The sequence below is a fragment of the Afipia broomeae ATCC 49717 genome (assembly GCF_000314675.2).
Lineage (GTDB): Bacteria > Pseudomonadota > Alphaproteobacteria > Rhizobiales > Xanthobacteraceae > Afipia > Afipia broomeae.
In genome coordinates this window covers 971,712-997,092 of sequence record NZ_KB375284.1, presented here as the reverse complement: position 1 = coordinate 997,092, position 25,381 = coordinate 971,712, and the positions used below count along the sequence as shown (strand labels likewise).

The 25,381-nt window shown below is 62.4% G+C and carries 28 protein-coding genes; 4 read left to right on the top strand and 24 right to left on the bottom strand.

Going from position 1 to position 25,381, the window contains the following annotated elements; genetic code table 11:
• Positions 1-11: 11 nt before the first annotated feature.
• The 6 genes from HMPREF9695_RS24425 to dapA all read right to left on the bottom strand — a co-directional run bounded on the left by HMPREF9695_RS24425 (position 12) and on the right by dapA (position 6,413).
• The gene (locus HMPREF9695_RS24425; RefSeq protein ID WP_006023599.1) at positions 12-614 is read right to left on the bottom strand and encodes a K(+)-transporting ATPase subunit C; all 603 of its coding nucleotides are present in this window, start codon (positions 612-614) and stop codon (positions 12-14) included.
• Between the two features lie 71 nt (positions 615-685).
• A complete protein-coding gene (gene kdpB, locus HMPREF9695_RS24420; protein WP_006023598.1) occupies positions 686-2,806 on the bottom strand; it encodes a potassium-transporting ATPase subunit KdpB in 2,121 nt (706 codons plus the stop codon).
• Positions 2,807-2,830: 24 nt separating this feature from the next.
• Positions 2,831-4,534, bottom strand: coding sequence for a potassium-transporting ATPase subunit KdpA (gene kdpA / locus HMPREF9695_RS24415; protein WP_006023597.1), 1,704 nt, complete (start codon positions 4,532-4,534; stop codon positions 2,831-2,833).
• A 51-nt stretch (positions 4,535-4,585) separates the two neighbouring features.
• Complete coding sequence (locus HMPREF9695_RS24410) at positions 4,586-4,675, bottom strand: K(+)-transporting ATPase subunit F (RefSeq protein WP_006023596.1); 90 nt, start codon at positions 4,673-4,675, stop codon at positions 4,586-4,588.
• Positions 4,676-5,055: 380 nt separating this feature from the next.
• Positions 5,056-5,475, bottom strand: a complete 420-nt coding sequence (locus tag HMPREF9695_RS26520) for a hypothetical protein (protein ID WP_157224017.1) — start codon at positions 5,473-5,475, stop codon at positions 5,056-5,058.
• Between the two features lie 5 nt (positions 5,476-5,480).
• Complete coding sequence (gene dapA, locus HMPREF9695_RS24395; RefSeq protein WP_006023595.1) at positions 5,481-6,413, bottom strand: 4-hydroxy-tetrahydrodipicolinate synthase; 933 nt, start codon at positions 6,411-6,413, stop codon at positions 5,481-5,483.
• On the opposite strand from dapA, the gene HMPREF9695_RS26515 reads away from it, so the two are divergent.
• On the top strand, positions 6,393-6,842 hold the full coding sequence (locus HMPREF9695_RS26515) for a hypothetical protein (RefSeq protein ID WP_157224016.1): 450 nt from the start codon (positions 6,393-6,395) through the stop codon (positions 6,840-6,842). The two genes, dapA and HMPREF9695_RS26515, sit on opposite strands and share 21 nt — an antisense overlap.
• Positions 6,843-6,894: 52 nt before the next feature.
• Here HMPREF9695_RS26515 and HMPREF9695_RS24385 read toward each other — a convergent pair whose 3' ends face one another.
• From HMPREF9695_RS24385 to HMPREF9695_RS24345, 9 genes are all read right to left on the bottom strand, one after another.
• Positions 6,895-7,179, bottom strand: coding sequence for a hypothetical protein (locus HMPREF9695_RS24385; protein WP_006023593.1), 285 nt, complete (start codon positions 7,177-7,179; stop codon positions 6,895-6,897).
• Positions 7,180-7,351: 172 nt separating this feature from the next.
• Positions 7,352-7,636 (bottom strand): hypothetical protein, encoded by a 285-nt coding sequence (locus HMPREF9695_RS24380; protein ID WP_006023592.1) that lies wholly within the window; start codon positions 7,634-7,636, stop codon positions 7,352-7,354.
• Positions 7,637-7,690: 54 nt separating this feature from the next.
• Positions 7,691-8,161, bottom strand: a complete 471-nt coding sequence (locus tag HMPREF9695_RS24375; RefSeq protein WP_006023591.1) for a hypothetical protein — start codon at positions 8,159-8,161, stop codon at positions 7,691-7,693.
• Between the two features lie 155 nt (positions 8,162-8,316).
• On the bottom strand, positions 8,317-8,904 hold the full coding sequence (locus HMPREF9695_RS24370) for a flavin reductase family protein (protein WP_006023590.1): 588 nt from the start codon (positions 8,902-8,904) through the stop codon (positions 8,317-8,319).
• A 7-nt stretch (positions 8,905-8,911) separates the two neighbouring features.
• Complete coding sequence (locus tag HMPREF9695_RS24365; protein ID WP_006023589.1) at positions 8,912-9,769, bottom strand: ATP-binding cassette domain-containing protein; 858 nt, start codon at positions 9,767-9,769, stop codon at positions 8,912-8,914.
• 7 nt (positions 9,770-9,776) lie between these two features.
• Positions 9,777-10,589 carry an ABC transporter permease subunit gene (locus HMPREF9695_RS24360; protein ID WP_006023588.1) on the bottom strand — a complete coding sequence of 271 codons (813 nt, stop codon included), beginning with the start codon at positions 10,587-10,589 and terminating at the stop codon, positions 9,777-9,779.
• Positions 10,586-11,752 carry an FMNH2-dependent alkanesulfonate monooxygenase gene (ssuD, locus tag HMPREF9695_RS24355; protein WP_006023587.1) on the bottom strand — a complete coding sequence of 389 codons (1,167 nt, stop codon included), beginning with the start codon at positions 11,750-11,752 and terminating at the stop codon, positions 10,586-10,588. Before ssuD ends, HMPREF9695_RS24360 begins: the two co-directional genes overlap by 4 nt.
• A complete protein-coding gene (locus HMPREF9695_RS24350; RefSeq protein ID WP_006023586.1) occupies positions 11,749-12,717 on the bottom strand; it encodes a sulfonate ABC transporter substrate-binding protein in 969 nt (322 codons plus the stop codon). Before HMPREF9695_RS24350 ends, ssuD begins: the two co-directional genes overlap by 4 nt.
• Positions 12,718-12,760: 43 nt before the next feature.
• Positions 12,761-13,711 carry a sulfonate ABC transporter substrate-binding protein gene (locus HMPREF9695_RS24345; RefSeq protein WP_006023585.1) on the bottom strand — a complete coding sequence of 317 codons (951 nt, stop codon included), beginning with the start codon at positions 13,709-13,711 and terminating at the stop codon, positions 12,761-12,763.
• Between the two features lie 438 nt (positions 13,712-14,149).
• Here HMPREF9695_RS24345 and HMPREF9695_RS24340 point away from each other — a divergent pair, with 438 nt between their 5' ends.
• A complete protein-coding gene (locus tag HMPREF9695_RS24340) occupies positions 14,150-15,136 on the top strand; it encodes an aliphatic sulfonate ABC transporter substrate-binding protein (protein ID WP_006023584.1) in 987 nt (328 codons plus the stop codon).
• 12 nt (positions 15,137-15,148) lie between these two features.
• Here HMPREF9695_RS24340 and HMPREF9695_RS24335 read toward each other — a convergent pair whose 3' ends face one another.
• The 3 genes from HMPREF9695_RS24335 to HMPREF9695_RS27210 form a co-directional block, all read right to left on the bottom strand.
• Positions 15,149-17,041, bottom strand: coding sequence for a GGDEF domain-containing protein (locus tag HMPREF9695_RS24335; protein ID WP_006023583.1), 1,893 nt, complete (start codon positions 17,039-17,041; stop codon positions 15,149-15,151).
• A gap of 321 nt (positions 17,042-17,362) precedes the next feature.
• Positions 17,363-17,620 carry a DUF3551 domain-containing protein gene (locus HMPREF9695_RS26065; RefSeq protein WP_006023582.1) on the bottom strand — a complete coding sequence of 86 codons (258 nt, stop codon included), beginning with the start codon at positions 17,618-17,620 and terminating at the stop codon, positions 17,363-17,365.
• A gap of 65 nt (positions 17,621-17,685) precedes the next feature.
• Positions 17,686-17,850: a hypothetical protein gene (locus tag HMPREF9695_RS27210; protein ID WP_430648576.1), complete on the bottom strand. Its 165-nt coding sequence runs from the start codon at positions 17,848-17,850 to the stop codon at positions 17,686-17,688.
• Between the two features lie 219 nt (positions 17,851-18,069).
• Here HMPREF9695_RS27210 and HMPREF9695_RS24330 point away from each other — a divergent pair, with 219 nt between their 5' ends.
• Together HMPREF9695_RS24330 and HMPREF9695_RS24325 are read left to right on the top strand one after the other, a co-directional pair.
• Complete coding sequence (locus HMPREF9695_RS24330) at positions 18,070-18,288, top strand: hypothetical protein (protein WP_006023581.1); 219 nt, start codon at positions 18,070-18,072, stop codon at positions 18,286-18,288.
• Positions 18,285-19,136: an SDR family NAD(P)-dependent oxidoreductase gene (locus tag HMPREF9695_RS24325; protein ID WP_006023580.1), complete on the top strand. Its 852-nt coding sequence runs from the start codon at positions 18,285-18,287 to the stop codon at positions 19,134-19,136. The genes HMPREF9695_RS24330 and HMPREF9695_RS24325 overlap by 4 nt, the downstream gene beginning before the upstream one ends.
• Positions 19,137-19,150: 14 nt before the next feature.
• Here the strand turns inward: HMPREF9695_RS24325 and HMPREF9695_RS24320 are convergent, their stop codons facing one another.
• From HMPREF9695_RS24320 to HMPREF9695_RS24295, 6 genes are all read right to left on the bottom strand, one after another.
• Complete coding sequence (locus tag HMPREF9695_RS24320) at positions 19,151-19,387, bottom strand: hypothetical protein (RefSeq protein ID WP_006023579.1); 237 nt, start codon at positions 19,385-19,387, stop codon at positions 19,151-19,153.
• 165 nt (positions 19,388-19,552) lie between these two features.
• The gene (locus HMPREF9695_RS24315; RefSeq protein ID WP_006023578.1) at positions 19,553-21,829 is read right to left on the bottom strand and encodes a xanthine dehydrogenase family protein molybdopterin-binding subunit; all 2,277 of its coding nucleotides are present in this window, start codon (positions 21,827-21,829) and stop codon (positions 19,553-19,555) included.
• Positions 21,826-22,317 (bottom strand): (2Fe-2S)-binding protein, encoded by a 492-nt coding sequence (locus HMPREF9695_RS24310; RefSeq protein WP_006023577.1) that lies wholly within the window; start codon positions 22,315-22,317, stop codon positions 21,826-21,828. Before HMPREF9695_RS24310 ends, HMPREF9695_RS24315 begins: the two co-directional genes overlap by 4 nt.
• A 207-nt stretch (positions 22,318-22,524) precedes the next feature.
• Positions 22,525-23,439 carry a DMT family transporter gene (locus HMPREF9695_RS24305; protein WP_006023576.1) on the bottom strand — a complete coding sequence of 305 codons (915 nt, stop codon included), beginning with the start codon at positions 23,437-23,439 and terminating at the stop codon, positions 22,525-22,527.
• A 225-nt stretch (positions 23,440-23,664) separates the two neighbouring features.
• Positions 23,665-24,009, bottom strand: coding sequence for an AtuA-related protein (locus HMPREF9695_RS24300; protein WP_006023575.1), 345 nt, complete (start codon positions 24,007-24,009; stop codon positions 23,665-23,667).
• A 3-nt stretch (positions 24,010-24,012) separates the two neighbouring features.
• A complete protein-coding gene (locus tag HMPREF9695_RS24295) occupies positions 24,013-25,365 on the bottom strand; it encodes an acyclic terpene utilization AtuA family protein (RefSeq protein ID WP_006023574.1) in 1,353 nt (450 codons plus the stop codon).
• Between the last annotated feature and the right edge of the window lie 16 nt (positions 25,366-25,381).

Below are 25,381 nucleotides of genomic sequence, written 5' to 3'. Positions count from 1 at the left end.
AGACATGCAGGTTACTTCGCCGCGCGATCCAGCGCCAGATTGAGCGCAAGCACATTCACGCGCGGCTCGCCGAGCAGCCCTGCAAAACGGCCTTCCACTTTGTCGTTAACCAGTTTGCGCACTGCATCCTCCGGCAGCTTGCGCGCGGTCGCGACCCGAGGGACCTGAAACAGCGCGGCTTCCGGCGAGATGTGGGGATCGAGGCCGCTGCCCGTGGTCATGACCAGATCCGCCGGGACCGGCACCGATGGGTTCTCCGCCTTCAGCTTGGCGACATCCTCGCTCATGCGGTCGCTGAGCGCCTTGCTGGTCGGGCCGAGATTCGAGCCCGATGAATTCGCGGCGTTATAGGGCGCCGGAACGGTCTTGGTCGAATCCGCGGGATCCGCCGCCGTCGTCACGGACGGACGGCCATGGAAATACTTGTCTTCCTTGAACTCCTGCCCGATCAGAGCCGAGCCGATCGTCTTGCCGTCCTTCTCGATCAGGCTGCCCTGCGCCTGATACGGAAAGATCGTGCCGGCAATACCGGTGATGGCGAGCGGATAGGCCAGGCCGGTGATGAGCGTGAGGCCGACGAGAATAAAGAATGCGGGCCGGATTTCTTTCAACATGGTGTCTCTCCTTCGAGCTTCTTGCGCACGATGCTCCCGAAAGCCGGTGGTCCGGCTTTCGGGATCATGCGCTAGGCGAGATGCAGGGCAGTCACGATCAGATCGATCGCCTTGATGCCGATGAACGGAATGATGATGCCGCCGACGCCATAGATCAGCAGATTGCGGCTGAGCAACGCGCCAGCTCCGATGGGCTTGTAGGCGACGCCTTTCAGCGCGAGCGGAATCAGCGCGATGATGATGATCGCGTTGAAGATGATCGCCGACAGGATCGCGCTTTGCGGGCTCGACAGGTTCATGATGTTGAGCGCCTGCAACTGCGGATAGAACGCGAGGAAGATCGCCGGGATGATGGCAAAGTACTTAGCCACGTCGTTGGCAATCGAGAACGTGGTCAGCGCGCCCCGCGTCATCAGCAACTGCTTGCCGATTTCCACGACCTCGATCAGCTTGGTCGGATTCGAATCGAGGTCGACCATGTTGCCGGCCTCGCGGGCCGCCTGCGTGCCGGTGTTCATCGCCACGCCGACATCGGCCTGCGCCAGAGCCGGCGCGTCATTGGTGCCGTCACCGCACATCGCCACCAGCTTGCCTTTGGCCTGCTCGTCGCGAATGAGCTTCAGCTTGTCCTCGGGTGTCGCCTGGGCGAGGAAATCATCCACGCCCGCTTCGGCGGCGATGGCCGCGGCGGTCATCGGATTGTCGCCGGTGATCATCACGGTGCGGATGCCCATGCGGCGCAGTTCGGCGAACCGCTCGCGGATGCCGCCCTTGACGATATCCTTGAGGTGAATGACGCCGAGCAGCCTGCCGTCACGCGCGACCGCCAGCGGCGTACCGCCCGATTTCGCGATCTCGTCGGCAATCGTCTGGATTTCCCGGACAGTGTCGGCGCCGATCGCCGGAGCAATCGCACGAACCGCGCCGCCCGAGGCAACCGCCGCGCGCGGTCCGCCGTTGACATAGTGCAGGATCGCATCAACCGCGCCCTTGCGAACGGATGAGCCGCCGGCATCGACGCCGCTCATGCGGGTTTGTGCCGTGAACGGAACGAAGGTGGCGCCAAGCTCGCCCATGTCGCGGCCACGGATGCCATACTTCTCCTTGGCCAGAACAACGATAGAGCGGCCTTCAGGCGTCTCGTCGGCGAGCGACGCAAGCTGCGCAGCATCCGCAAGCTCCTGCTCGGTCACGCCGTGCACGGGACGGAACGCCGTCGCCTGGCGATTGCCGAGCGTGATGGTGCCGGTCTTGTCGAGCAGTAGCGTGTCGACGTCGCCCGCGGCCTCGACCGCGCGGCCGGACATGGCGAGCACGTTGAAGCGCACCAGCCGATCCATGCCGGCAATACCGATGGCGGACAGAAGCGCACCGATGGTGGTCGGAATCAGCGTAACGAACAACGCCACCAGCACGACCACCGACACCGACCCGCCGGCATAGGCGGCATAGCTCGGGATCGTGACCGTCGCGAACACGAAGATGATGGTCAGACCCGCAAGCAGGATGTTGAGCGCGATCTCGTTCGGGGTCTTCTGCCGCTCGGCGCCTTCGACCAGCTTGATCATGCGGTCGATGAAGGTCGAACCCTGCGCCGCGGTGATGCGGACGCGGATCCAGTCGGACAGAACCTGCGTGCCGCCGGTCACCGCTGAACGATCGCCGCCCGACTCGCGGATCACCGGCGCCGATTCGCCGGTGATCGCCGCCTCGTTGACCGAGGCAACGCCTTCGATGACTTCGCCGTCGGACGGGATGTTGTCACCCGCCTCCACCAGCACGATGTCGCCGACCTTCAGGCTGGTGCCCGGCACCAGGCGATAGGTCCGGTCCGATCCCGAGCCGGTCAGCAGCTTGGCCTGGCTTTCGGTGCGGGTCTTCTTGAGCGACTCGGCCTGGGCCTTGCCGCGGCCTTCGGCGACGGCTTCCGCGAAGTTGGCGAACAGCACCGTGAACCAGAGCCACAGAATGATCTGGAAGGTGAAGCCGAGGTCGTCGCCGCCGGTCAGCAGCGCGCGCAGAAAGATAACCGTCGTCAGCGCGGCAACGACTTCAACCACGAACATCACCGGATTTCTGACCATCGCCCTCGGGTCGAGCTTGGCGAAAGCCGACCAGATCGCGGGCAGGACGATCTTCGGATCGAGCATTGCCGATCCCGTCGTCCGCTTTTGCAGTTTCAAGGTTTCCATGAGTGTCACTCCAAAAGGGATCGATCAGAACAGGGTGTTCGCGGTCATCGCCAGATGCTCGACGATCGGCCCGAGCGCGAGCGCCGGGAAGAACGTGAGGCCTCCAACGATGAGGATCACGCCGACAACCAGCCCGACGAACAGACCGCCTGTTGTGGGAAGCGTGCCGGCGGATGGCGGGATCGACTTCTTCTGTGCAAGCGATCCGGCCAGCGCCATGGCGGGCACTATCATGAAGAAGCGGCCGACCAGCATCGCGCATGCCAGCGTCAGATTGTAGAACAGCGTGTTGCCGGTGAGGCCGCCGAACGCCGAGCCGTTGTTGCCGGTCGCGGATGTGAAGGCATAGAGCACCTCGCTGAAGCCGTGCGGCCCCGCATTGGCCATCGAGGCGACAGCCGACGGCAGGACGACGGCGACCGCGGTCCAGCCCAGATACATCAGCGGCAGGATCAGAATGGCGAGCATCGCCATCTTGACCTCACGCGCCTCGATCTTCTTGCCGACATATTCCGGCGTGCGGCCGACCATCAGACCGGCAACGAAGATCGCCAGCACGACGAACAGCAGCATGCCGTAGAGACCAGCGCCGACGCCGCCGATGATCAGCTCGCCGAGTTGCATGTTGATCAGCGGGATCATGCCGCCGAGCGCGGTGAACGAATCGTGCATGGCGTTAACCGCGCCGCAGGAGGCCGCAGTGGTGACGACGGCGAACAGCGCCGATGCCACGATGCCGAAGCGGACTTCCTTGCCCTCCATATTGCCGCCGGACAGGCCGAGCGCATGCATGATCGACGTGCCCGAGGCCTCCGCCCAGTAAGTGACGGCGACGCCGGCGATAAAGAGCACGCCCATCACGGCCAGAATGGCCCAGCCCTGGCGCTGGTTGCCCACCATGCGGCCGAACACGTTGGTGAGCGCCGCGCCGATCGCGAAGATCGAAAGCATCTGCACGAAGTTCGACAAGGCCGTCGGATTCTCGAACGGATGTGCGGCATTGACGTTGAAGAAGCCGCCGCCGTTGGTGCCCAGCATCTTGATCGCAATTTGCGATGCGACCGGACCCACAGCGATGGTCTGTTTGGCGCCCTCGAGCGTGGTCGCGTCGACATAGGCGCCGAGCGTTTGCGGAATGCCCTGCCAGACCAGAAACAGCGCGTACACAACGCAGATCGGCAGCAGCACGTACAGCGTGGTGCGGGTGACATCGACCCAGAAATTGCCGACGGTGCGCGCGGACGAGCGGGCGAAGCCGCGGATCAGGGCCACGGCGATTGCGATGCCCGTCGCGGCCGACAGGAAGTTCTGATGGGTCAGACCGAGCATCTGGGTCAGATATGACAGCGTGCTCTCGCCGCCGTAGTTCTGCCAGTTGGTGTTGGTGATGAAGCTGGCGGCGGTGTTGAACGACAGATCCGGCGCGACGGCGGACTGTTCCATCGGATTGAAGGGCAGCACGGCCTGGAAGCGCATCAGCACGTAGAGAATCACGAAGCCGCCGACGTGAAAGAGCAGCATCGCGACCGTGTAGGTCAGCCAGTGCTGCTCACGCTTCTCATCGACGCCGCCGATCCAGTAGAGCCCCGCCTCAACAGGGCGCAGGATCGGCGAGAGAAACGTGCGCTCGCCATTGAAGACGCGCGTCATATAGCCGCCGAGCGGCTTCACCAGCGCGACGATAATCGCGCAGAACAACAGAATTTGAATCCAGCCAATGACAGTCATGGTCGTGTGCTTTCGTGAAATTGCGCGCCTGTTCGCTCAATGAAGCGGCGCTTAGAACCGTTCAGGCCGCAGCAGCGCGTAGGTCAGGTAAACCAGCAGCCCGGCGGAAACGACGCCAGCGAGTGCGTAATCGAAGATCATGATCGTTCTCCCTCAGAGTCTGTCGCAGGCGTAGGCGTAGCCCACCGACAACACGAAGAAGCCCAATCCGAGGGCCAGCATGATGATGTCCAACATTGAATGCTCCTTGGCGGTGCGACGGCACCATCGATGCGGGCGCTGTCTCGTGCGTCTCAACCGAAGCACGAGCACATCCCGCAGCTTCTGCACGGGATGGAATGGCATCAGCGCCATAGGGTTTCGAGATGGGCGGGAACGCGACGTTATAGGAATCTTATAAAGGCTCCGTGGTTTCCGTTGCGCCGCTGCAGCAGCGGCCGGCCGGCGCCGCAAAGGCCCTATATGATCCGAACAGCAATAAGGGGAGCGTCACGATTGCTCTGGATTTGGCCGGGATTGCTCTATGACTTTGCCGGGACCATTGCTTGTCGTGGTGACGGGGGTCGCGTCGGAAGCCCTTTCCACAAATCATGCCGCCCGTCCGGTTCAACCGGCTTCAGCTTCGATTCTGGCTGTGGACGACAAGGCCCAACGGTAGCGGCGAAAGCCTGTTTCAGGCGGCCGCTGCCCATCCGGTCGAGATGACGCTGCAGAATGGCAGGGCTGGTTGCGTGCTGCGGATTGGCGATTGCGTTACAGAGCTCAACGCTGGTCTTGCGAAAGAAACTGAAGCCGGCTGATCGCGTGTCCCGCCCGTCGATCTCGGTCGCGATTGCATGGACTGCCAGTCTGTCGTTGTGGTCCAATGTGACTGCAAATCGCAGCAACGCCAACAGCCAGGACTGAACCAGCTTCTCACTGCGCTCGCCGGTGTCTGTCATGCGCTTCAGCCGCAGTTCAACGACTCAGGCCTCGCGCCGTTGCAGGCCAGCGCTACGGCCCGCGCAACCTCCGCTTTTGCCGGCTCTGTCAATTCAACAAGCGGCAGACGGAGACGGGGCGACATCAGGCCAAACAGGCTGAGCGCATACTTCAGCGGAGCGGGAGTAGCCTCCCGCAGCAATGCATCCGTCAGTTGCCCGATCCGGAATGCGGAGTGCCGCGCAAACCGCAATTCATCCTGCTTGCAATTGAGATACAGTTGCCGGCAGAGTTCCGGCACGACGTTCGATGTCACCGACATGCATCCGTCGCCTCCGTGAACCAGGAAGGCTGGCGCGGTCCTGTCGTCTCCCGACAGCAGCCGGAAATCCGGCCGAACCAGCGGCCGCAAACGCAACGGGCGCGCAACATCGCCGGTTGCATCTCTCACGCCGATGAACTGATCCGATTCCGCAAGCCGCACGAGAGTGTCATCCGCCAGCTCGCGGACCGTTCGGGATGGAACATCGTGCAGAATGATCGGCAGCCGCGTCGAATCCGCGATGGTCCGGAAGTGGGCATAGATGCCTGCCTGCGTCGGCTTGTTATAGTAAGGCACCACGGACAGCACCGCGTCGGCGCCGTCCGCCTCGGCCCGCCTTGACAACTCAATGGCCTGGCTCGTCGAGTTGGAGCCCGCGCCGGCAATAACCGCCGCACGGCCACGTGAAGCCCGGACTGCGATACGAACAAGAGCCGAATGCTCCGGCAGCGACAGCGTGGAGTCTTCGCCAGTCGTTTCTCCGACCACAAGCGCTTTCGCGCCGGCCGCGATCTGACGCTCGCACAATTGCCTGAACGCGGCCGCGTCGATTTCGTCGTTGTCGCCGAAAGGCGTCGGCAGATCGCAGATGTAGCCAGCTAACCAGGGAGCCGGATGGTTCATCCTCGAAGGCATTTTTTACGCCGCCTTGACCATGTGGCTGAAACCGTGCCGGTGCGCCGCGAGCACGAACTGCCGATGGCATTTCACACCCGCCTGGATTCGAAAGCCGAGTTGCTCCAGCCTATCCCGAACCTTCAGGCCAAGGCCTTTCTCACAGGAATCAATCACGACGGCGATCGTCGCGTTCGCACTCAGAAAATGAGAAATCTGGGTCAACGCGGTTTCAAGGGCGTGAAGCGAATGTTGACCGACGACGAGTCCAATCGAATATTGCGCCCGTGGCACACAGGTGAGTGTCGTCGCGACCCGGAAATAACCCCGGCGCCGCAGTTCAAGATCGATTTCCGCACTCTCGCTGCCGGCGACGGCAATCCGGTGAAGGCTGGACGGGCGTGTGAGTTCGATCATGGTTCGGATGATCTGCTCGCGCGCGGGATCTGATACTGGCTTAAGCATTGTCATGTCCGGACTGGCAGGGGGTTGAAACGATGCCTCACGCGGCCCGCCGCTGAGCGGCGCTTTCGTCGTTGGCGCGTGCCGGCGCGAGATCGGAGGAGTGTGGCGTCCGGCCCATGTCGATCTCGAGTCCATTTGGTGCCGTCACCACGGCCTCGGGCCGGTGGCCATTCTCGAACAGTGCATATCGGATCGCCTCGGCGCGGTTAATGAAAAGGCCGCCGAAAAGACCGTGCTCTTCCTGGGCAACCCAGTTGCCGCGACTGTTTTTACCGACAAATACAAGTCCGGAGCGACACGACGGAGGTTCAGTCTGCTTCACGATTCGTCTCCTGATGAGAGCTTTGTTGGAGAGATGGGGAACTGCCTGAGGGCAATCCTGTGGAGTTGCACTCCGCCAATATCCGATCACCGGCATATGAATTCGAGAACAGAGCCATGGCTGTCTCATAGGGAAAGTAAAGTGATGGAGGCCGGGGATTGCGAGTTGCGGGTCAGGAGCCGCCCGCCTGATTGATGGTCAGCGTCAGGCAGTAGAGGGCGCCATAAGCGGCGCCCTCATCCCAATGCGTCAGCGTCGAACCCAGCGGCAATTCTCTGCGCAGTATCGCGGCGAGGGTGCAGAGGACCGTCGAGAACCACAACAGCGCCGCAAGGCTCCTGCCGAAACCGACACTTCCCAGCGTCGCGAAGACGCAGAGGACGACGATCCGCAAACAGAACCGGACAAACACTTGCGCGGATATCGCGCCGTTCGGCGTGTTGGATGACTGCGCCATGTTGGAAGCGTTTCTTTGGATCCAGCCCGAACACCTTCACGCAGCGACCGCGATTCAGGTGAAGTTCTCGCAGGACACTGAAGGCTGCTGCGGCGAGACACCAAGACCTGTGGGACGGCGCGCGTCTTCGACAATTTCGCCATCGCGCCTCTTTGCTTCGACGAATGCCTTGAGCAAAGCCAGCGGCAGCTCGGAATGGCTGGTCTCGACTGCCTGATCCAGCCAATCAGGAAGATCGCGCTGGAGGGAGAGCGCGCAGTGCCATTCACCCTCGTCATACACCAGGCGACGCAGCCTCCATCGCGGCAGTTCCGTCTCCATGAGCATCACGACCGCGTCAGTCCAGGCGCCGGCCTCTATCAGCTCGCGCAGATGCGCAGCGGCGCGGCCCTGACCCGAAACCGGAAGGCGATCGCAGCATTCCGCGATGATCTCCGACACGAGACCGGCCGTCACCACATCGGTGGACTGCAAGCGATCCACGGCTTTGCCCAGCCGTTCTGCGGGCGTGAGATGGAATAACATGGCGGCCTCCTCTCGATAGCGACCACGCATGGTCACGCTATCCAGATGAGCGAAACGTCATTGGAATTCGAGAGGGAAGCGCCGCCGCGAATATAGCCATCTCATAGGATTTGCAGGCGCTCGATATAGGCGGCTCATCGACAGGCGCGCGGCCGTCAGATCTGCCAGAGTGCCCGCGATGTCGGGAAACTCACCTCCGCAAGCCGCACCGCGTCCTCGTTCTGGTCGAGGGCGACATACTGGCCCTGCCAGTAGGTCAGCGCCGGCTTGCCCCGCGAGACCCGCAAATCGAGCACGCGCCCGATCACGATGGCATGCGAATGGCGCTCCACGACATGCTCGACCTCGCAGTCGAACGCGGCCAGCGCGCCGGCCAGCAACGGCACGCCGGAAACGAGGCTGATCCACTCAGCGCCGGCAAAGCGCTCGGCGCCCTTCAGCCCGCCGATCCCGGAAAACCGCTCTGCAATATCGATGTGATCGGAGCTGAGAATGTTGACGCCAAACACACCATGCCGCTGCACCAGCGGCCACGAAGATGCCTTGCGGTTGATGCTGACGATCAGCGTTGCCGGTTCAACCGACAGCGACGAAACCGATGTCACGGTCATGCCGGACAGATCGTTGCCCCGTCCCGCCGTAATGACACTGACACCACCAGCGAGCGAGCGCATCGCGTTCCGAAAATTGTCGGCCGACGCCTCGAGCCTGCTTTCACGAATATTGCGGACAATCGAATTCATGACGGCCTCATGCGCCGGCCAGTTCGCCGGTCTCCTTGAGCAGTTCGCGCAGAATGCTGCCTTCCAGTGCCGCGAGCTCCGCCGAGCCGCGCTGGCGCGGGCGCGCCTGATCGACATCGATATCCTGCGCAATCCGGCCGTCATCGATCACCAGGACACGATCCGCCAGGGCCACGGCTTCCGACACGTCGTGCGTCACAAGGATCGCGGTGAACCCCTGATCGCGCCAGACACGCTCAAGCAGCCGCTGCATCGAAATCCGCGTCAGCGCATCGAGCGCGCCGAGCGGCTCGTCGAAGGCAAGAACCCGCGGATGGCTGACCAGCGCACGCGCCAGTGCCACGCGTTGCTTCTGTCCGCCTGAGAGAACCGCCGGCCACTGGTCCCGCTTGTCATCGAGACCGACCTCGACAAGTGCCTCGTCGGCGCGCGTCTTCGCGTCGGTTGTGTCGCGATCGCGGCCGAGCCCGACTTCGACGTTCGATAATACCCGCGCCCATGGCAGCAGCCGCGGCTCCTGAAACATTACACGGACATGATCGCCGGGGCTGCCTTCATGATTGCCGAACTCGATCGTGCCCCCTGTGGGCTTATCGAGGCCCGCGATCAAGCGCAGCAGCGTGCTCTTGCCGCACCCCGACTTGCCCACGATGGCAACGAACTGCCCCGCCGGGATGTGCAGATCGATCCCGCGCAGCACCTCGTTACTACCGAAGGACTTGCGAAGGCCCCGGATCGTCAACGACAGCGCCCGGGACGCAACCGGCTCGCGTTTGTCTTCGCGAACGAAGGCCGCGCGGCGGATCAGTTCTGCGGCCTGCAAACTTTCGGCACTCGATGGCACAAGTCGAACCAGTTGCTGCATGAGAGCCTCAATGTTTCTGGAATGCCGGGTGCCAGGACAGCGTGAACCGCTCCAGCACGCGTGCGGTTGAATCCGCCACCTTGCCGAGCAAGGCGTAGATCAGAATGCTAAGGACGACGACGTCGATCAGCATGAACTCGCGCGCCTGCATCGCCATGTAACCGAGCCCGGACGACGCCGCGATGGTTTCCGCCACAATCAGCGTCAGCCACATGATGCCGAGCGCGAAGCGCAGGCCCACGAAGATCGACGGCAGTGCCCCGGGGAAGATCACGCGGCGGAACAGTTCGCCGTTGCCCATGCCGTAGATCCGGCCCATTTCGATGAGCTGTGGATCGACGGTGCGGATGCCGTGGAGCGTGTTGAGATAGATCGGGAAGAACACGCCGAGCGCGACCAGAAAGAGTTTCGCCGACTCGTCGATGCCGAACCACAGGATCACCAGCGGAATCAGCGCGAGATGCGGCACGTTGCGCACCATCTGCAACGTGGTGTCGGTGAGCTTGTTGCTGAGCTGCGACAGGCCATTGGCCAGCCCGAAAATGAACCCGATGCCGCCGCCGATCAGAAAGCCGACGCTGGCGCGCCAGAAGCTGACCCAGATATTGCGGACCAGCTCACCCGACAGCAGCAGCTTCCACCCCGCCACCGCCACATCGGACGGCGCAGGCAACACCCGTGCCGACACAAATCCGGTGACGCAGGCCACCTGCCAGACCAGCAGAATGACGAGCGGCACGATCCATTGCGTCAGCCCGTCGGCGCGCGGAATGCGGAAGCTGCGCGAACGCGCTTGTGACAGGGTTTCTGCGAGACTCATGACGACGAGGCCTGCTTCTGGGGACGGAAGTCGTTGCCGATGGTCTCGCCGAAGGGCCCGGTGTTGACGCGCAGATGTGGAACACTGGACTGGTTCAGGTTGAGCAGCGGGAACACCAGTTCGGCGAAGCGATAGGCCTCTTCGAGATGCGGATAGCCGGACATGATGAAGGTATCGACACCGGCGTCCTGATACTCCTTGATGCGCGCCGCCACCGTCTGTGGGTCACCGACAAGCGCCGTCCCGGCGCCGCCGCGCACCAGGCCGACACCGGCCCACAGGTTCGGGCTGATCTCGAGCTTGTCGCGGCGCCCGCCGTGAAGCTGCGCCATGCGGTGCTGACCGACAGAATCCATCCGCGAGAAGATCTTCTGCGCCGCGGCAATGGTGTCATCGGTCACGTACCGAATAAGTTCGTCCGCCGCCCGCCACGCTGCCTCGTTGGTCTCGCGCACGATGACGTGCAGGCGAATGCCGAAGGTCAGCTTGCGGCCTTTCTTGGCTGCCGCGGCCTTCACTTTCGCAATCTTCTCGGCCACCTGCGCCGGGGGCTCGCCCCAGGTGAGATACTTGTCGACGGTGTCGACCGCGACATCGATACCGGCGTCCGACGAGCCGCCGAAATACAGCGGCGGGCGCGGCGACTGCACCGGCTCGAACAGCAGCCGGCCATCCTCGATCGAGATATGCTTGCCCTGAACGTTGACGGTCTTGCCGGCGAGCAGATCGCTGTAGACGTTCAGGAACTCGCGGGTCACGGCGTAGCGCTCGTCGTGATCGAGGAAGATGCCGTCGCCCCTGTTCTCGACCGGATCGCCGCCGGTCACGACATTGATCAGCAGCCGCCCGTTCGACACCCGGTCCAGTGTCGCGGTCATGCGCGCCGCGACGCTCGGCGACTGCAGACCGGGACGCACGGCGACGAGATAACGCAGCCGCTCGGTCCAGGGCGCGACCGCGGACGCGACCACCCACGAGTCTTCGCAGCTTCGCCCGGTCGGCAGCAGGACACCGAAATAACCGAGTTGATCGGCAGCCTGCGCGATCTGGCGCAGATAGTTGAAGTTCACTTCGCGTCCGCCGGTGGTGGTGCCGAGATAGCGGCTGTCGCCGTGGGTCGGCAGAAACCAGAGAACGTTGGCAGGAGTCGTATTCGCACTCATGATCCGGACTTTCTTGCAACGTCGGAAATCTTGATGGCTTTCGGGATCAGGCCGAGGGACAGAAACGTGTCTGCAACCTGCTGCTGCTCGGCAATCACGGCGTCGTTGATCGGCTTGATGCCATAGGACTGACGCTTCAGCGCCAGTTCGAGCACCGGCACCGGCAAGCCCACCGACGGACTGAGCTGCTCGGCAACCGCCTTGATGTCACCCTTGGCCCAGTCGTCGACTTCGCTCAGTTGCGCCAGCACCAGATCAACGACCTTCGGATCGGCGGCGAGGAATTTCTGCGACGAGAAATAGAACTGGTAGTTCGAGACAATGCCGGTGCCGTCCGCGAGCGTGCGCGCCTGCGTCGCCACTTCCGCCGCTGCCTGGAACGGGTCCCAGATCACCCAGGCATCGACCGCGCCCTTCTCGAAGGCTGCGCGGGCGTCAGCCGGCGCAAGAAACACCGGCGTGATCTCGCTGTATTTGACGCCGGCTTTCTCCAGCGCCTTCACCAGTAGATAGTGAACGTTCGAACCCTTGTTCAGCGCGACCTTCTTGCCCTTCAGATCGGCGACCGTTTTCAGCGGGCTGTCTTTTGGAACAAGGATGGCCTCGCCTTGCGGCGCAGGCGGCTCATAGGCGACGTACTGGATCGGCGCACCGGCGGCCTGCGCGAAAATCGGCGGGGCTTCGCCGGTATTGCCGAAGTCGATCGCACCGACGTTGAGCGCTTCGAGCAGCGGAGGGCCGGACGGGAATTCGGTCCAGACAACGTTATAGCCCAGCGCCTTCAGCGCGGGCTCGAGCGAGCCCTTGCTCTTCAGCAGCACCAGCTTGCCGTACTTCTGGAAGCCGATGCGGACGACCTTGTCCTGGGCCTGTGCAGACGTGACCGGCAGGAGCGCTGCAAGAGACAACGCGACCGCGGCGGAGGCCGCCAGAGTGAGATTCGTAAACGCGCGGCGTGTGTGCATGGATATATCCTTGTGAAGGAGAGCGGCTGGAGATGATGACGCGTCAGGTCTGCGGTGACTTCCAGACAATGTCCCGGACAGCGATCCGCTTCGGGATCAGTCCGAGTTTGTGGAAACGATCAGCGACACCCTGCTGGGTCTCGATGATCCCGTCGGTCACCGGGCCGATGGCGAACGAGGCGCGGCTCGCGGCCAGGGCTTGAATCTCGAGCGGCACGCCGGTGATCTCGTGCAACGATTTTGCTACCGCATCGCGATTGTTCTCCGCCCAATGCGCCGCCACCTCCAGACCCGCGATCACGTCGCGCAGCGGCCCCGGCTGCCTGTTGGCAAAGTCGCGATTGGCGATGAAGAAGGCGTTGGTCTTTGCCACTTCATACGCATTGATGAGAATGCGGGCGTTCTGCTTCTTCTCACCGATGGCAAAGTACGGATCCCACACCGCCCATGCATCGATGCTGCCGTTGGCGAAGGCCGGACCGGCATCCGGCGGCGTCAGATAGACCGGTGTGATGTCTTCATAGGTGAGCCCGACCTTTTCGAGCGTCTGCACGACAATGTTGTGCGCACTCGACCCCTTGGTGAACCCGACGCGCTTGCCCTTGAGGTCCGCAACCGTACGGATCGCTGATCCGGAAGGAACCAGAATGCCCTGCCCGTTGCTGATCGGCGATGCCGCGGCATAAACGATGTTGGCGTTCGCAGCCTGCGCGAAGATCGGCGGCGAATCTCCAACCGCACCGAAATCCGCGGCGCCGTTGCTGATCGCTTCCAGCAGCGGCGGCCCCGATGTGAATTCGATCCATTTGACCGACACGCCGCTGGCAGCAAACCGCTTCTCAAGAGTTCCCTGCTGACGCGCAATCACAAGAACGCCGGTTTTCTGATAACCGATGCGAACTTCCTTCACCGCCGTCTGCGCGCGCGACACACCCTGCGATGCTGCAACGGCAACGGCCGCCGTAGACAGTTTCAGAAATTCCCGTCGCTTCATTCCAGATCTCCAGCACAGGAACGCGCATATCGCCGCGTCCTTGGTCTGGAATGATGATCACGCGAATTGGGAGTGTCGAGTGCTCTGGGAAAATAGCGATGCCCGCGCTGTCGTCATGCGCGCGCTCAATACGAATGTTTCAGGAAGCGCACTGAACGCAGATTGATTTTCTGCACCGATTTTCATCACGCCGGTGTGAGCCAAACAAACCACAGCATTGAAGTCCCCGACCCCTCATGCGCGCACAACAAGCAACAATTTGTCGTCGCGCATTCATTTCACGCCACCGTTGAAATTGAGAATGAAACGCGCGGCGGGTATCGGAACTTTGGCAACTCATTGTCCGGCTTGTTTCCTACAGTCTCTTGCCAGAGGCCGTCATGATTGCGCTTCCCAAGCAAGGTCAGCGGATCACCCCATGCCAAGGATCAAGAAACGATGACTCAACGCTTCAGATTATCCGGTTCCAGATTGCTTTCCGGCGCACTCACCGCCGCATCGATCATGCTCGCAGCGACAGCATCGACCGCGCAGGACAAGCCCGCCGATCAAATCCGTATCGGCTTGCAGAAGTCATCGACATTGATCGCGGTTCTCCGCGCCAACCGCGAATTGGAAAAGGCGCTCGCGCCGCTCGGCGTGAAGCTCTCCTGGCATGAATTCTCCAGCGGCCTTCCACTGCTGGAGTCGCTGGGCGTCGGCAATCTCGATTTCGGCGCGGATGTCGCCGACACTGTTCCGATCTTCGCGCAGGCAGCCGGATCGAAGCTCGCTTATGTCGCAGAAGAGAGCGCGTCGCCCGCCGCGCAGGCGATTCTCGTAGCCAAGGATTCGCCGATCAAGACGCTGGCGGATTTGAAGGGGAAGAAGGTCGCGGTGACCAAGGGCGCCGGCAGCCACTATCTGCTGCTCGCGGCGCTTGGAAAGGCCGGATTGAACTTCAAGGACATCTCACCGGCCTATCTCGCCCCGGCCGACGGACGCGCGGCGTTCGTCAGCAGCAACGTCGATGCGTGGGTGGCGTGGGACCCGTTCCTGACCAGCGCGCAGCGGCAGTCCGGCGCACGGGTTCTCAGCGACGGCAGCGGCGGCCTTGCAAGTTACAAGCGTTACTATCTTGCCTCGGAAACCTTTGCGGACCGCCGCAGCGACGTGCTGAACATCGTGTTCGCCAAGCTGCGCGAGACAGGACAGTGGGTGAAAGCCAATCCGAAGGAAGCCGCCACACTGCTGGCCGGACTGTGGGGTATCGACGCTGCGACCGTCGAGGAAGCCAACAGCCACCGCAGCTACGGCGTCGGCGCTGTCACGCCTGCGGGCCTCACCGAGCAGCAGAAAATCGCCGATGCTTTCCTGGGCGAAGGTTTGATCCCGAAGAAGCTGGATACCGCCGCGGTCAGGATCTGGACGCCACAAGCCCCATGATGTCCTGACGACTCACGACGAACGCTTCGCCGCCAATGCTGCTCCGACAATCTTCAGCACCTGCGGCGGAACTTCACGCGGAGCGTTCAGATCACCGTCGTCCGGCAGGTCCGGCACCAGCGTCGGCTGCGGCATCAACGAATGACGAACGCAATTGCGGCCGTCGGACTTTGCGCGGTAGAGCGCGGCGTCGGCGGCTTCGACCAGCCGCCGCCATGCAAACTGTCCGAGATTGCCCCTGGCGACACCGAAGCTCGCCGTCACGGTCAGCACGGCGCCGCTGGACAGAACGATCTCGTTGGTTTCCAGCGCGGCGCGAATTCTCTTTGCCAGGGCGTTCGCTTCGCTGAGATCGTGCCCCGGAATCAGGATGACGAACTCCTCGCCGCCAAAGCGGGCGAAGATATCGTTCTGGCCCAGTATCGGGCGGACCCGCCGCACGGTCTCTTTAAGGACATGATCGCCTTCGAGATGACCATAGCGGTCGTTGATCGATTTGAAATGATCGATGTCCATGAGAATCAGGCAGGCGCCGTCCGCCATCACCTGACTGCTGGTGTGACTTTCGCCGATCATGTCGAGCGCGCGGCGATTCATCAGCCCTGTCAGACCGTCGGTCTCCGCCTGCTGCTTGAGCTTCTTTGTCAGCGAGGCGCGCTCGGCCAGACTGTCGCGCAGAATCGCGATGGCGTCGAACAGCCGCCGCATCTCGGTGGCGTCATGATGCGGCTCCGGATAAGGCACGGTGGGCCGATCTTCCGCCAGCACGATCACGGCTTCCCGCGCCCGCATCAGCGGACCGAACACAAAGCGCTGGGCTGCAATCAGCAGGCCGACCATAATGGCAAGAATGACTGTCGTGATGGCGATCGTCACCACAAGGGTCGCAAGGGCGCCGTTGCGCAGCGCGGTCAGTCGCTCGATGGTGACGTCGAGAAAATCTCCGCGCAGACGCTCGAGCGGCTTCAGGGTGTTGACGAAACGGACGGTGAACTCGTCGGCCGTCATGGAGTAATTGCCGGATTTGCGGCCCTCCGCGATCAGGCCATCAAGAATGCCAAGGCCCTCGCCGAAAAACATAAGTTCAATATCGCCAAGATCAGACGCCAGACGCGGATCGTGAATACCGATCACCTTCTGATTTCCAGCCAACCGCCACAGTTCGAGGATGCGGCCACGCGTCCTGTTGCTGTCGACAAGATGCTTTAGCTGCAACGGCTGACTGACGGCAATCGGCGCCATGATCTGCGACGCGATCCTGCCGCCAAACTCGCGCAGTTCGCCGAATATTCGCCCGATCATCACCGGCGCGGCCAGTTCGGGATTCTGCGCCGTCAGATCGCCGGCTTTCCATACGATGACGGATTGAAAGATATCGACCACGTCAAACATCCTCTCGATGACGGACTGCACGTCTTGCAGACCGCGGCGATCGCGCGGAATGGCCGCGACGCGATCCACCTCCTGCCGACCCTTCTGAAGCTGCGCCTTCGTCGGAGCGAGCAATTCCCCAGGAACACCGGCGTTCGTGGACAATTGATCGAGAATCGCGTCCGACCGCGCGCGGAATGCGGTGAGACGTTCACGCAGCGCACCGTGCTCCGCGGCGGTCGCACCCAGCACGCTGTTCGACGGCCCGCGTTCGGCCGAAAGAAGATTGGCGGTATCGAGGATGAGCCGGAAACTCTCCAGCCCGCGGAGATTCTGCCGGGCGTGCCGATAATCGTCGAGCGACTGGCCGATCACACTGATGGCAAGGATCGCTGTGCAGATGAGCGCTAGCCCTGTGCCGATCAGCAGCTTGCGGCGCAGGCTGTAATCGCCGCCGCACGGCAAGCAGCGCATGAACTGGAGTTTGACCCGCTGCAAAGCTGCTCGGAGATAGCTGATGGACCGGGGGGTCATCGTTCTGGCTGGTCCTTCACAACGACATTTCTGCGTTCGCTGCCATAGGCGCATGGGGGAATTTCATTTGAGTAAAATGACACGGTTAAGATTGCGTCCAAAATGACAACGCCGCTGAAAAGCGATTGCTTTCATGAAAAAATACCGCGCAAACACGGGCAGTGGCATTGCGTCTGCCTGCCTGTTTCGAATGCGTTAGGGGAAAATTCAGCTTAACACATCGCGCCGTGTATAACAGGCGACATCATCGATCATGCGCGTCATCTGCGCACGCGAACGCGCGTGCCGCCACAATGACGGCGCGCGGTGCGATCTTTCGATTCAGGAACGAGGCGTGCGGCGGGGGCGAGGCTGCTGGATGCCTTGGCCCGTTTGGGACAGCCAGTAATTCGGCTGGCAATAACTGCCGGTTTCCGACACCGCGGTCTGACATTGCTCCAGCGTATCGTATCGGCAATCGCCGGGCCCGCCTCCGGTATTTCTGCAAAATGGATAGTCTTTCGCCGTGGCCGGAGCCGCGCCAAATGCCGAAAGCGCAGCGAGAGCCACCGCGGCCAAAATGATCTTGTGCCCATTCATTGCTCGTAATCTCCGATCCAGGTCTATTTGCGCGGATCAAGCGATCCTCCAGCGTCGCTGTACGGTCAAGAAACGAATGTGTGAGCATGAATGATAGAGCAACTGAAGAAAATTGAGGCTAGAGCCGCCGGATGATCCGGCAACATGCGCTTGAACAGCGCGATCATCCGCTCGGCTTCTTTCGGCTTGAGGGTGATGGCGTGGCGGACCGCCGCGGCAATCAGTGTCATGGTCAGACGGGCGGTTGCCGCCAGTGTTGCGACATCACGTCGCGGCGCGCGACGTCTCCGACCATGTCCGCATGACCGCGGCAACCGGCCGGACGATTGCCTCGGCCGCAGCCAGCGTATTGTTCGTGGCCGCTCTTGTCGCGCGCTGAAAGCGTTGACCGAACCGATGAAACCCCTTGTATGATGACGGCTTGAACGCCCGGTCATACGAGGGTTGGCATGCGCAAGGTTATCGAATTCGACGACGGGACCTACCAGGCTCTCGTGCAACTTGGCCGCGACCGGATGGCGACGCTTCAGGAACTCGCCGATGAATCCTTCGCCGACCTGCTGAAGAAACACGGCGTGCCGAAAGACCTGCGGGAGGCATTGCGCAGAAGCGTCAAGGCTTCCGCGCCCGCCGCGAAGCGCAAGAAGAAAACCGCGCGCCGCAAATGACGCCGGCCCGCGACAAAAATGCAGGCGGCCCGGTGCTCATCACCGGATGCTCGAGCGGTGTCGGCCATGCCGCCGCGAAAATCTTCCGCAAGGCAGGCTATGAGACGTTCGCCACGGCACGGGATATGTCCGCGCTCGATGACCTCCGCGCGCTCGGCTGCCGCACACTGGCGCTCGATGTCACCGATGAAGTAGCGCGGCGCACCGCGGTGGAAGGCATTGAGCGCGAATTCGGCGCGGTCGGAATTCTGGTCAATAATGCGGGCTACGGCCAGTACGGTCCGCTGGAAGAGATTTCGCTCGACGCGCTGCGGCTGCAATTCGAAACCAACGTCTTCGGCGGCCTCCGACTGTCGCAACTGGCGCTGCCGGCGATGCGCCGCGCCGGGCATGGCCGGATCGTCAATGTCAGCTCGGTCGCAGGACGCGTCTCCTCGATCGGCGGCGGCGCGTATCACGCCACGAAATTCGCCATCGAAGCGCTGACCGACGCTCTGCGCCCGGAGGTCGAACCGTTCGGCATCGACGTCGTCAATGTGCTGCCGGGTCCCATCGCCACGCGCTTCGCGGCGACGCTGCTGAAACAGATTCCAGATACCGGGCCGGACAGTCCCTATGTCTTTTTCAAGCAGCGGCTCGCAGCCTACATGCGCGATTTCCTCAACCCCGAGAAACTCGGAGTGATGTCCGCAGAGACTGTCGCGCGCATCGTTTTCAAGGCTGCGACGGCGAAACATCCGCACACGCGCTACAGTGTCAGCGTCGTCGCCCATCTTGGCCCCATTGGCCGCGCTCTGACGCCCGACCGCGTGGTGGATTTCATGACGCGTCGAAAGGTGCCGGTCTAGAAGCCTTAGGACGATCAACCGCCACGGTCGATCCGCTTCAGCAGCACGAGCAGGCACGCCACGACGCCAAGCACAACGGCGAAACACCCAAGCCCGATCAGCACGGCCTTGAAGACAAATTCGTCTCGAAAGATCCAGGCCGCTATCCAGCACAGCACGGTGACCGACGGCGCGAAAATCAGAATCGGCAGCAGCGCCTTTTCCAGATTTTCCCGCGTCCGGACACCCCTGTCCTCTCGTTTACCCGTCATTGCGCCAGATTGCGGGAGCGGCTGCTGCCGGTCAATGATCTGAAGCAAGCCACCGCAGCAAACAAAACCGGAAGCATCCGTAACGATGCCTCCGGTTTTCCGGGATTTTCAGATGTCACGCGCGGGTCAAGCCCGCGCATGATAATCTCGCCATCGAACCAACGGTCACGCCTTCTTCATGCCGGCCTTCACTGCATCTGCCGTGATCGGCAGCGAGCGAACGCGGGCACCGACCGCGTTGTGAATGGCATTGGCCAGAGCCGGCGCCACCACCGTCACCGCAGGTTCGCCGACACCCGTCGCGGGTTCGCCATTGGCGATGACGGCAATCGCCACCTCCGGGATCTGGCTCATCCGCATCGGGGTGTAGGTGTCGAAGTTGGTCTGCTCGATCGCGCCATCCTTCATGGTGGCCTTCTCGAACAGCGCCAGCGACATGCCCCACAGCGCCGCGCCCTCGACCTGGGCGCGGATGCCGTCCGGATTGACCTGGGTGCCGACATCGGTGGCCACGGTGAGTTTCTTCACTTTCACCTCGCCGCTGTCGTTCACCGCGACATGGGCGACACACGCCGTCCAGCTCGCGGTGGCGCGTTCCTGCGACGACACGCAGGCGACCCCCATGCCTTCACCCTTCGGCAGCTTCTTGGTGCCGTAACCGGCGAGACCCATCGCGGCCAGCAGCGTGTTGCGCAGCCGCTGCGCGCCGCCGGCATTGGCGCCGGCGCCGTCGAGCATGTCGATGCGGAATTGCGCCGGGTCTTTCCCCGCCGCCACCGCGAGCTCGTCGAGCATGCTTTCCACCGCCCAGAAGGTCCAGCCGGGAGCCACCGAGCGCAACTGGCCCGACGGCGTCGCCGACTGCGCCAGTTCGTTGATGATGGCGCGGACATTGTGGTTGGGCACCGTATAAAAGAAGTCCGCGCCGTTCACCGTGAAGGCATCGAGCGCGCCCTTCTTCTCGACATCCGGCGACAGGAACGCCGGAATGCCCCATCGCTTGGTCGGCCAGGCGCTGACAACGTCATGATTGAACGCCACCAGCTTGCCGCTGTCGTCGAGACCGGCCTTGATCTTCTGGAAGGTCAATGGACGCGAGAAATCCATGGTGGTGTCGTCCTCGCGCGAGTAGATGACCTTCACCGGCTTGCCGACGGCCTTCGCTGCAAGCACCGCCGGAATCAGCATGTCGCCGTCGAGACGCCGGCCGAAGCCGCCGCCCAGCCAGGCCTGATGCATGACGATGAACTTCGGATCGACACCAAGCGCACCGGCCGCGATCGCGCCCGAGCGGGTGGCGAACTGATTGCCGGTGTAGACATGCCAGATATCGCCCTTCAGTTCGGCCGTGGCATTCATCGGCTCCATCGGCGCATGGATGTTGATGTTGGTGGTGTATTCCGCCTCCATCACCTTCGATGCCTTGCCAAGCGCTTCCGCCGTATCGCCGTTCTTGACAAAGAACAGCCCCGACGTGTTGTCGGCCTGCAAACGCTTGGCTTCCGCCAGCAGGGATTCGCTGGAGACCTTGGCATTAGGCCCGTTGTCGTAGGTGACCTTGAGCGCCTCCGCTGCCTTCTTGGCGTTGGCATAGGTGTTGGCCACTGCCACCACCCAGCCTGTGGTGGTGCCGGTCTTGTCGTCCAGCGTCACCGCCTTGATGAAGCCCGGCACCTTCTTCGCCGCGCTGTCATCCACCGACTTCACCGTCGCGCCGTAGCGCACGGGCGGCATCACGATCTTGCCGTAGACCATGCCGGGCAGGAAAGTATCGATGCCGTACTTCGCCGTGCCGTTGGTCTTTGACGGAATATCGATCTGCGGGATCGACTGGCCGACCAGCGTGTACTGATCCGGCGTCTTCAGCTTGAGCGCTTTCAGTTCATCCACCGAGAACTTCTTGGTCGCCTTGCCGCTCTTCACGATCTCCGCGAAGGTCAGCGACTTCTTCGACTTCGGATGCGAGATCGTGGAATCGCGCACCACCAGTTCACCCGCCGGCACGCCCATGATTCCTGCCGCAGCTTCGGTCAACGCAATGCGGCCCGCGGCACCCGCGCGGCTCATGGCGTCGAAGTTCATCATGGTGCTCCACGAGCCGCCGGTGATCTGCGCGCCAAGAACCGGATCGTTGTACTTCGGATCGTTGGAGGCGAGTTGAACCCGCATGTCCTTCCAGCTTGCGCCAAGTTCTTCAGCCACAAGCTGCGCCATGGTGGACGCGATGTGTTGCCCCATGTCGGCCTTGCCGCAGGTCACGGTGACGAGACCGTCCGGCGCGATGGAGTACCACACGCTTGGATCGAATGCGGCGGGCGCGGCCAGCGCGCTCGATCCCGGAACGGATGCAAAGCCGAGCGCCAGACCCGCGGCGGAGGTGCCGACAATGAACGAGCGGCGGCTGAGATCGGTCGATGAATTGACCTTGAGGTGCTTGTTCATGTTGCCCTCCGGTCGGCTGGCGCGTTGGACGCGGTGCGCATATCGTTGGCGGCCCGCATGATGGCCTTCTGAATTCGCGAGTAGGTCATGCAGCGGCACAGATTGCCGTCCATGTGCGCGACCACTTCATCCTTGGTGGGATTGGTGTTCTTGGCGAGCAGCGATGCCGCCTGCATGATCTGGCCGGACTGGCAGTAGCCGCACTGCGGCACCTGCTCGAGAATCCAGGCCTTCTGCAACGGATGATCGCCCTTGGCGCTCAAGCCTTCGATGGTGGTGATCTTCTTGCCGGCGACTTCGCTGAGCGCGGTCTGGCAGGAGCGCACGGCTTCGCCGTTGACATGAACAGTGCATGCGCCGCAAAGACCCGCGCCGCAGCCGAATTTCGTACCGGTCATCTGGAGTTGTTCGCGGATAACCCAGAGCAGCGGCGTATCATTCGCCGCGTCGACGGACACATTCCGTCCGTTAATGCTGATCGTCGGCATTTTTGCGTTTCCCCGCCGGTGCACGACATCGCTTACGGCGATGACTCACATCGAGGTCGTCCGCCCGCCACGCACCGGTCAGAAGCGAGCGGGCGGAAGCATGATCGGGTTTTCAATCGCTGGCAACGAAATTGGAATCGATCAAAACAAAATGAGGCGCATGGCTGCTTCTTTGTGCAGCGCGACATGCGATTCAAATTTGTGACGTTATGAGGAGCCGGCCGTGCGCTGCGGAATCGTCATCGCAGCGATGCCCACGATGACGCAAACAAGACCGATCCAGACAGTTGGCGACAGCGTTTCGCCCAGAGCCACCACACCAAGCCCGACACCCAGCGGCACGCGCAGATAGGCCTGTGCTGTGGTGCCGACCGATCCCAGCGTCTGGATCAGCCGGAAATAGATCACAAAGGCGAGCGCCGTGGAAAATGCCGCCAGCGCAATCCACGCCGCAACAGAGGCCGCCGACGGCGTCAACGTCCATGGCCGGTCGACGATGAGGCTGAGCGGCGTCAGCATGACCGCGCCGCAGATCATCGATCCGGCGGCCGGCACCATCGGATCGAGCCCGTTGAAATTGCGCCCGAACAGCGCGGCGGCACCAAACATGACCGCAGAGAGCACCAGCGCAAGCTGGGCGATGACATCCTGTCCCAACCCGTTCAGCGCATCGACGCCCACCACGAGACAAATTCCGGTGAGACCTGCCGCCACACCGAACGATTGCCGCAGGGTGGGACGCTCGTGACGCACGAATAGCAGCGCCAGCAGGAACGCGAAGATCGGCGCGTTCGAGCCCAGGATGGTCGCGAGGCCTGCGCCAACATGGGTTTCCGCATAGGCGATCAGCGTGAAGGGCACCACGCTGTTGAGGCAGGCCTGAATCATGAACCGCTTCCACACCACCGGATCGCGCGGCAGGGTTATGCCGCGCAGGCGCATGATCGCCAACAGGATGCCGCCTGCGATGAGCGTACGCCCGGAAATGAAGGTCAGCGGCGGAATCGTCTCGACGCCGATCTTGACCAGCGTGTAGGCCGCGCCCCACAGCGTCGCCAGCAGAACCAGCAGCACCAGATTGGTCGCGGTGCGCGATCGTGGCGTCTCGATGGCGAGGGTCATGTCGGCCTATAACGTTCTTTTCCAAAAGTATCGGTTAGCAATGACTCACCTCTCCCGTGGGGAGAGGTCGGCACGCAAAGCGTGCCGGGTGAGGGCGTAGAATCTCTCGATAGATTGAGATCCCCTCACCCCAACCCTCTCCCCGCCGGGGAGAGGGAGCACTTTTCGTTCGTAGCCAGATACTTGCTCATATCAGACAATCGTTGTTTCGATGCGGGTCGAAGTTTATCCGCCGCGCAGCAGATTGGAGTATTGCTCCGGCACTTCGATCGGAAAGCCAAGGATCGCCGCCGACAGCGCCTTGCCGTAGTTGTCGAGGCTGAGGCTGCGCGAGACGCCGCCGCCGAGCGCACCCTCCGCGACGAAATTCAGGGCCGCCAGATTGTCCGCCTCATAGCGCGTAACATCGCCCTTGATCGCGCCGCGATAGAACGACTTGAACTTTGCCGCAGTCAATTGCGCTTTCAGCAGCGGGTAAAATTCGTCGCGATAGGCGATCACCGCGATATTCGACGTGTTGCCCTTGTCGCCGGACCGCACATGCGCCACGCGCTCAAGTTTGATCAGCATGGGTCAGCTCTCATACCAGGTGATGACCGGGGCGACCTTCTCGCGCGGCACCAGAGTGGACCACACGCCGATGATCTCGCGGGCGCGGTCCTGATGCGGCACCCGCTTGCCGGTCATCCCGACGCCGGACACCGCCATGCCGTCGATCTCGCGGCCGACTTTCAGGGCTTCCTCGCGCGTCTTGCAACGCGCGGCGACACGTACCGCGATTTCATAGGGCTCCGGCGCGTCCTGTGGCGTAGCCTCGCCATGGATAGCGTTGACGCCAAGGAAATCGATCCGCAGATCGTCTGCCTTGAGATCAACGATGCGAAACCGCTCTTCGAGGATTGTCTTCGCCAGTTGCGCACGGCGCAGCGCGCCGGGGCCGGCATAGAAGAACATGTCCTCGCCGATGAAGCCTTCCATGCAGCCCATCGACACTTTGAGTGTCGCTGTCCGCGGCTTGCCGCCAATGTTGCGGACCCGCATGCGGTCCGGACCGGCCTGTTCCAGCGCAGCCGTGGTGAAATCGACCACAACGTCCGGTGTGATGTAGTTCGCCGGGTCGTGCACCTCGTAGAGCATCTGCTCTTTCACTGTCATGGCGTTGATCGCGCCGCCGGTACCCGCAACTTTCGCGATTACGGCGCTGCCGTCGCTCTCAACCTCGGCAATCGGAAAAGCCAGATCCCACGGATTCGACACATCCTTGAAGCCGGGATCGGCGAAATAGCCGCCGGTCACCTGGGCGCCACACTCAAGCAGATGCCCGAGGCCGCTGCCCGCGCCGAGTTTCGCAAAGTCATCCGCGCGCCAGCCGAATTCGTGCATCATCGGCGCGAGAAACAGGGACGGATCGGCGACCCGCCCGGTGATGACAATGTCCGCGCCCTGCCGCAAGGCTTCGGCGATGGGCTCCGCGCCGAGATACGCTTCCGCCGAAATGATCTCCGATGCGATGGAACTGACCGGCGCACCGTTTTCCAGAATGGTGCCGCCAAGCTTTGCGATCCGGTCGGTAATAAGACTGCCGGAAACCGCCGCCACCTTCTTTCCGCGCGCGCCGTGTTCGCGCAGCAGTTCGACGATGCGCTGCGCCGCGCCGTCCGGATTGATCCAGCCCTGATTGCTGATGATCCTGGTGCCGCGCTTGAGACAGCCCGGCAGCACCGCTTTCATGCGGTCGTCGAGATAGGTGTCATATCCGGGGAACGACGGATCCCGCCGCTTGCGCACCTGCGCCGCCGAGACGGTCGCCTCCGCCATGGTCTCGAAACAGAGATAATCGAGATCGCCCTGCTCGGCGTTGAGTTTCGCCGGCTCGATGCGGTCACCCCACCACGCCGATCCCGCGCCTATCCGCAAACCCGACAAAAAGTTGATCCTTCCC

What these genes read in the sequence shown, in the direction of transcription:
- HMPREF9695_RS24425 (WP_006023599.1), bottom strand. Translation starts at nt 614, where the DNA reads ATGTTGAAAGAAATCCGGCCCGCATTCTTTATTCTCGTCGGCCTCACG.
- kdpB (WP_006023598.1), bottom strand. Translation starts at nt 2,806, where the DNA reads ATGGAAACCTTGAAACTGCAAAAGCGGACGACGGGATCGGCAATGCTC.
- kdpA (WP_006023597.1), bottom strand. Translation starts at nt 4,534, where the DNA reads ATGACTGTCATTGGCTGGATTCAAATTCTGTTGTTCTGCGCGATTATC.
- HMPREF9695_RS24410 (WP_006023596.1), bottom strand. Translation starts at nt 4,675, where the DNA reads ATGATCTTCGATTACGCACTCGCTGGCGTCGTTTCCGCCGGGCTGCTG.
- HMPREF9695_RS26520 (WP_157224017.1), bottom strand. Translation starts at nt 5,475, where the DNA reads ATGACAGACACCGGCGAGCGCAGTGAGAAGCTGGTTCAGTCCTGGCTG.
- HMPREF9695_RS26515 (WP_157224016.1), top strand. Translation starts at nt 6,393, where the DNA reads ATGGTTCATCCTCGAAGGCATTTTTTACGCCGCCTTGACCATGTGGCT.
- dapA (WP_006023595.1), bottom strand. Translation starts at nt 6,413, where the DNA reads ATGCCTTCGAGGATGAACCATCCGGCTCCCTGGTTAGCTGGCTACATC.
- HMPREF9695_RS24380 (WP_006023592.1), bottom strand. Translation starts at nt 7,636, where the DNA reads ATGGCGCAGTCATCCAACACGCCGAACGGCGCGATATCCGCGCAAGTG.
- HMPREF9695_RS24375 (WP_006023591.1), bottom strand. Translation starts at nt 8,161, where the DNA reads ATGTTATTCCATCTCACGCCCGCAGAACGGCTGGGCAAAGCCGTGGAT.
- HMPREF9695_RS24370 (WP_006023590.1), bottom strand. Translation starts at nt 8,904, where the DNA reads ATGAATTCGATTGTCCGCAATATTCGTGAAAGCAGGCTCGAGGCGTCG.
- HMPREF9695_RS24365 (WP_006023589.1), bottom strand. Translation starts at nt 9,769, where the DNA reads ATGCAGCAACTGGTTCGACTTGTGCCATCGAGTGCCGAAAGTTTGCAG.
- HMPREF9695_RS24360 (WP_006023588.1), bottom strand. Translation starts at nt 10,589, where the DNA reads ATGAGTCTCGCAGAAACCCTGTCACAAGCGCGTTCGCGCAGCTTCCGC.
- ssuD (WP_006023587.1), bottom strand. Translation starts at nt 11,752, where the DNA reads ATGAGTGCGAATACGACTCCTGCCAACGTTCTCTGGTTTCTGCCGACC.
- HMPREF9695_RS24350 (WP_006023586.1), bottom strand. Translation starts at nt 12,717, where the DNA reads ATGCACACACGCCGCGCGTTTACGAATCTCACTCTGGCGGCCTCCGCC.
- HMPREF9695_RS24345 (WP_006023585.1), bottom strand. Translation starts at nt 13,711, where the DNA reads ATGAAGCGACGGGAATTTCTGAAACTGTCTACGGCGGCCGTTGCCGTT.
- HMPREF9695_RS24340 (WP_006023584.1), top strand. Translation starts at nt 14,150, where the DNA reads ATGACTCAACGCTTCAGATTATCCGGTTCCAGATTGCTTTCCGGCGCA.
- HMPREF9695_RS24335 (WP_006023583.1), bottom strand. Translation starts at nt 17,041, where the DNA reads ATGACCCCCCGGTCCATCAGCTATCTCCGAGCAGCTTTGCAGCGGGTC.
- HMPREF9695_RS26065 (WP_006023582.1), bottom strand. Translation starts at nt 17,620, where the DNA reads ATGAATGGGCACAAGATCATTTTGGCCGCGGTGGCTCTCGCTGCGCTT.
- HMPREF9695_RS27210 (WP_430648576.1), bottom strand. Translation starts at nt 17,850, where the DNA reads ATGACACTGATTGCCGCGGCGGTCCGCCACGCCATCACCCTCAAGCCG.
- HMPREF9695_RS24330 (WP_006023581.1), top strand. Translation starts at nt 18,070, where the DNA reads ATGCGCAAGGTTATCGAATTCGACGACGGGACCTACCAGGCTCTCGTG.
- HMPREF9695_RS24325 (WP_006023580.1), top strand. Translation starts at nt 18,285, where the DNA reads ATGACGCCGGCCCGCGACAAAAATGCAGGCGGCCCGGTGCTCATCACC.
- HMPREF9695_RS24320 (WP_006023579.1), bottom strand. Translation starts at nt 19,387, where the DNA reads ATGACGGGTAAACGAGAGGACAGGGGTGTCCGGACGCGGGAAAATCTG.
- HMPREF9695_RS24315 (WP_006023578.1), bottom strand. Translation starts at nt 21,829, where the DNA reads ATGAACAAGCACCTCAAGGTCAATTCATCGACCGATCTCAGCCGCCGC.
- HMPREF9695_RS24310 (WP_006023577.1), bottom strand. Translation starts at nt 22,317, where the DNA reads ATGCCGACGATCAGCATTAACGGACGGAATGTGTCCGTCGACGCGGCG.
- HMPREF9695_RS24305 (WP_006023576.1), bottom strand. Translation starts at nt 23,439, where the DNA reads ATGACCCTCGCCATCGAGACGCCACGATCGCGCACCGCGACCAATCTG.
- HMPREF9695_RS24300 (WP_006023575.1), bottom strand. Translation starts at nt 24,009, where the DNA reads ATGCTGATCAAACTTGAGCGCGTGGCGCATGTGCGGTCCGGCGACAAG.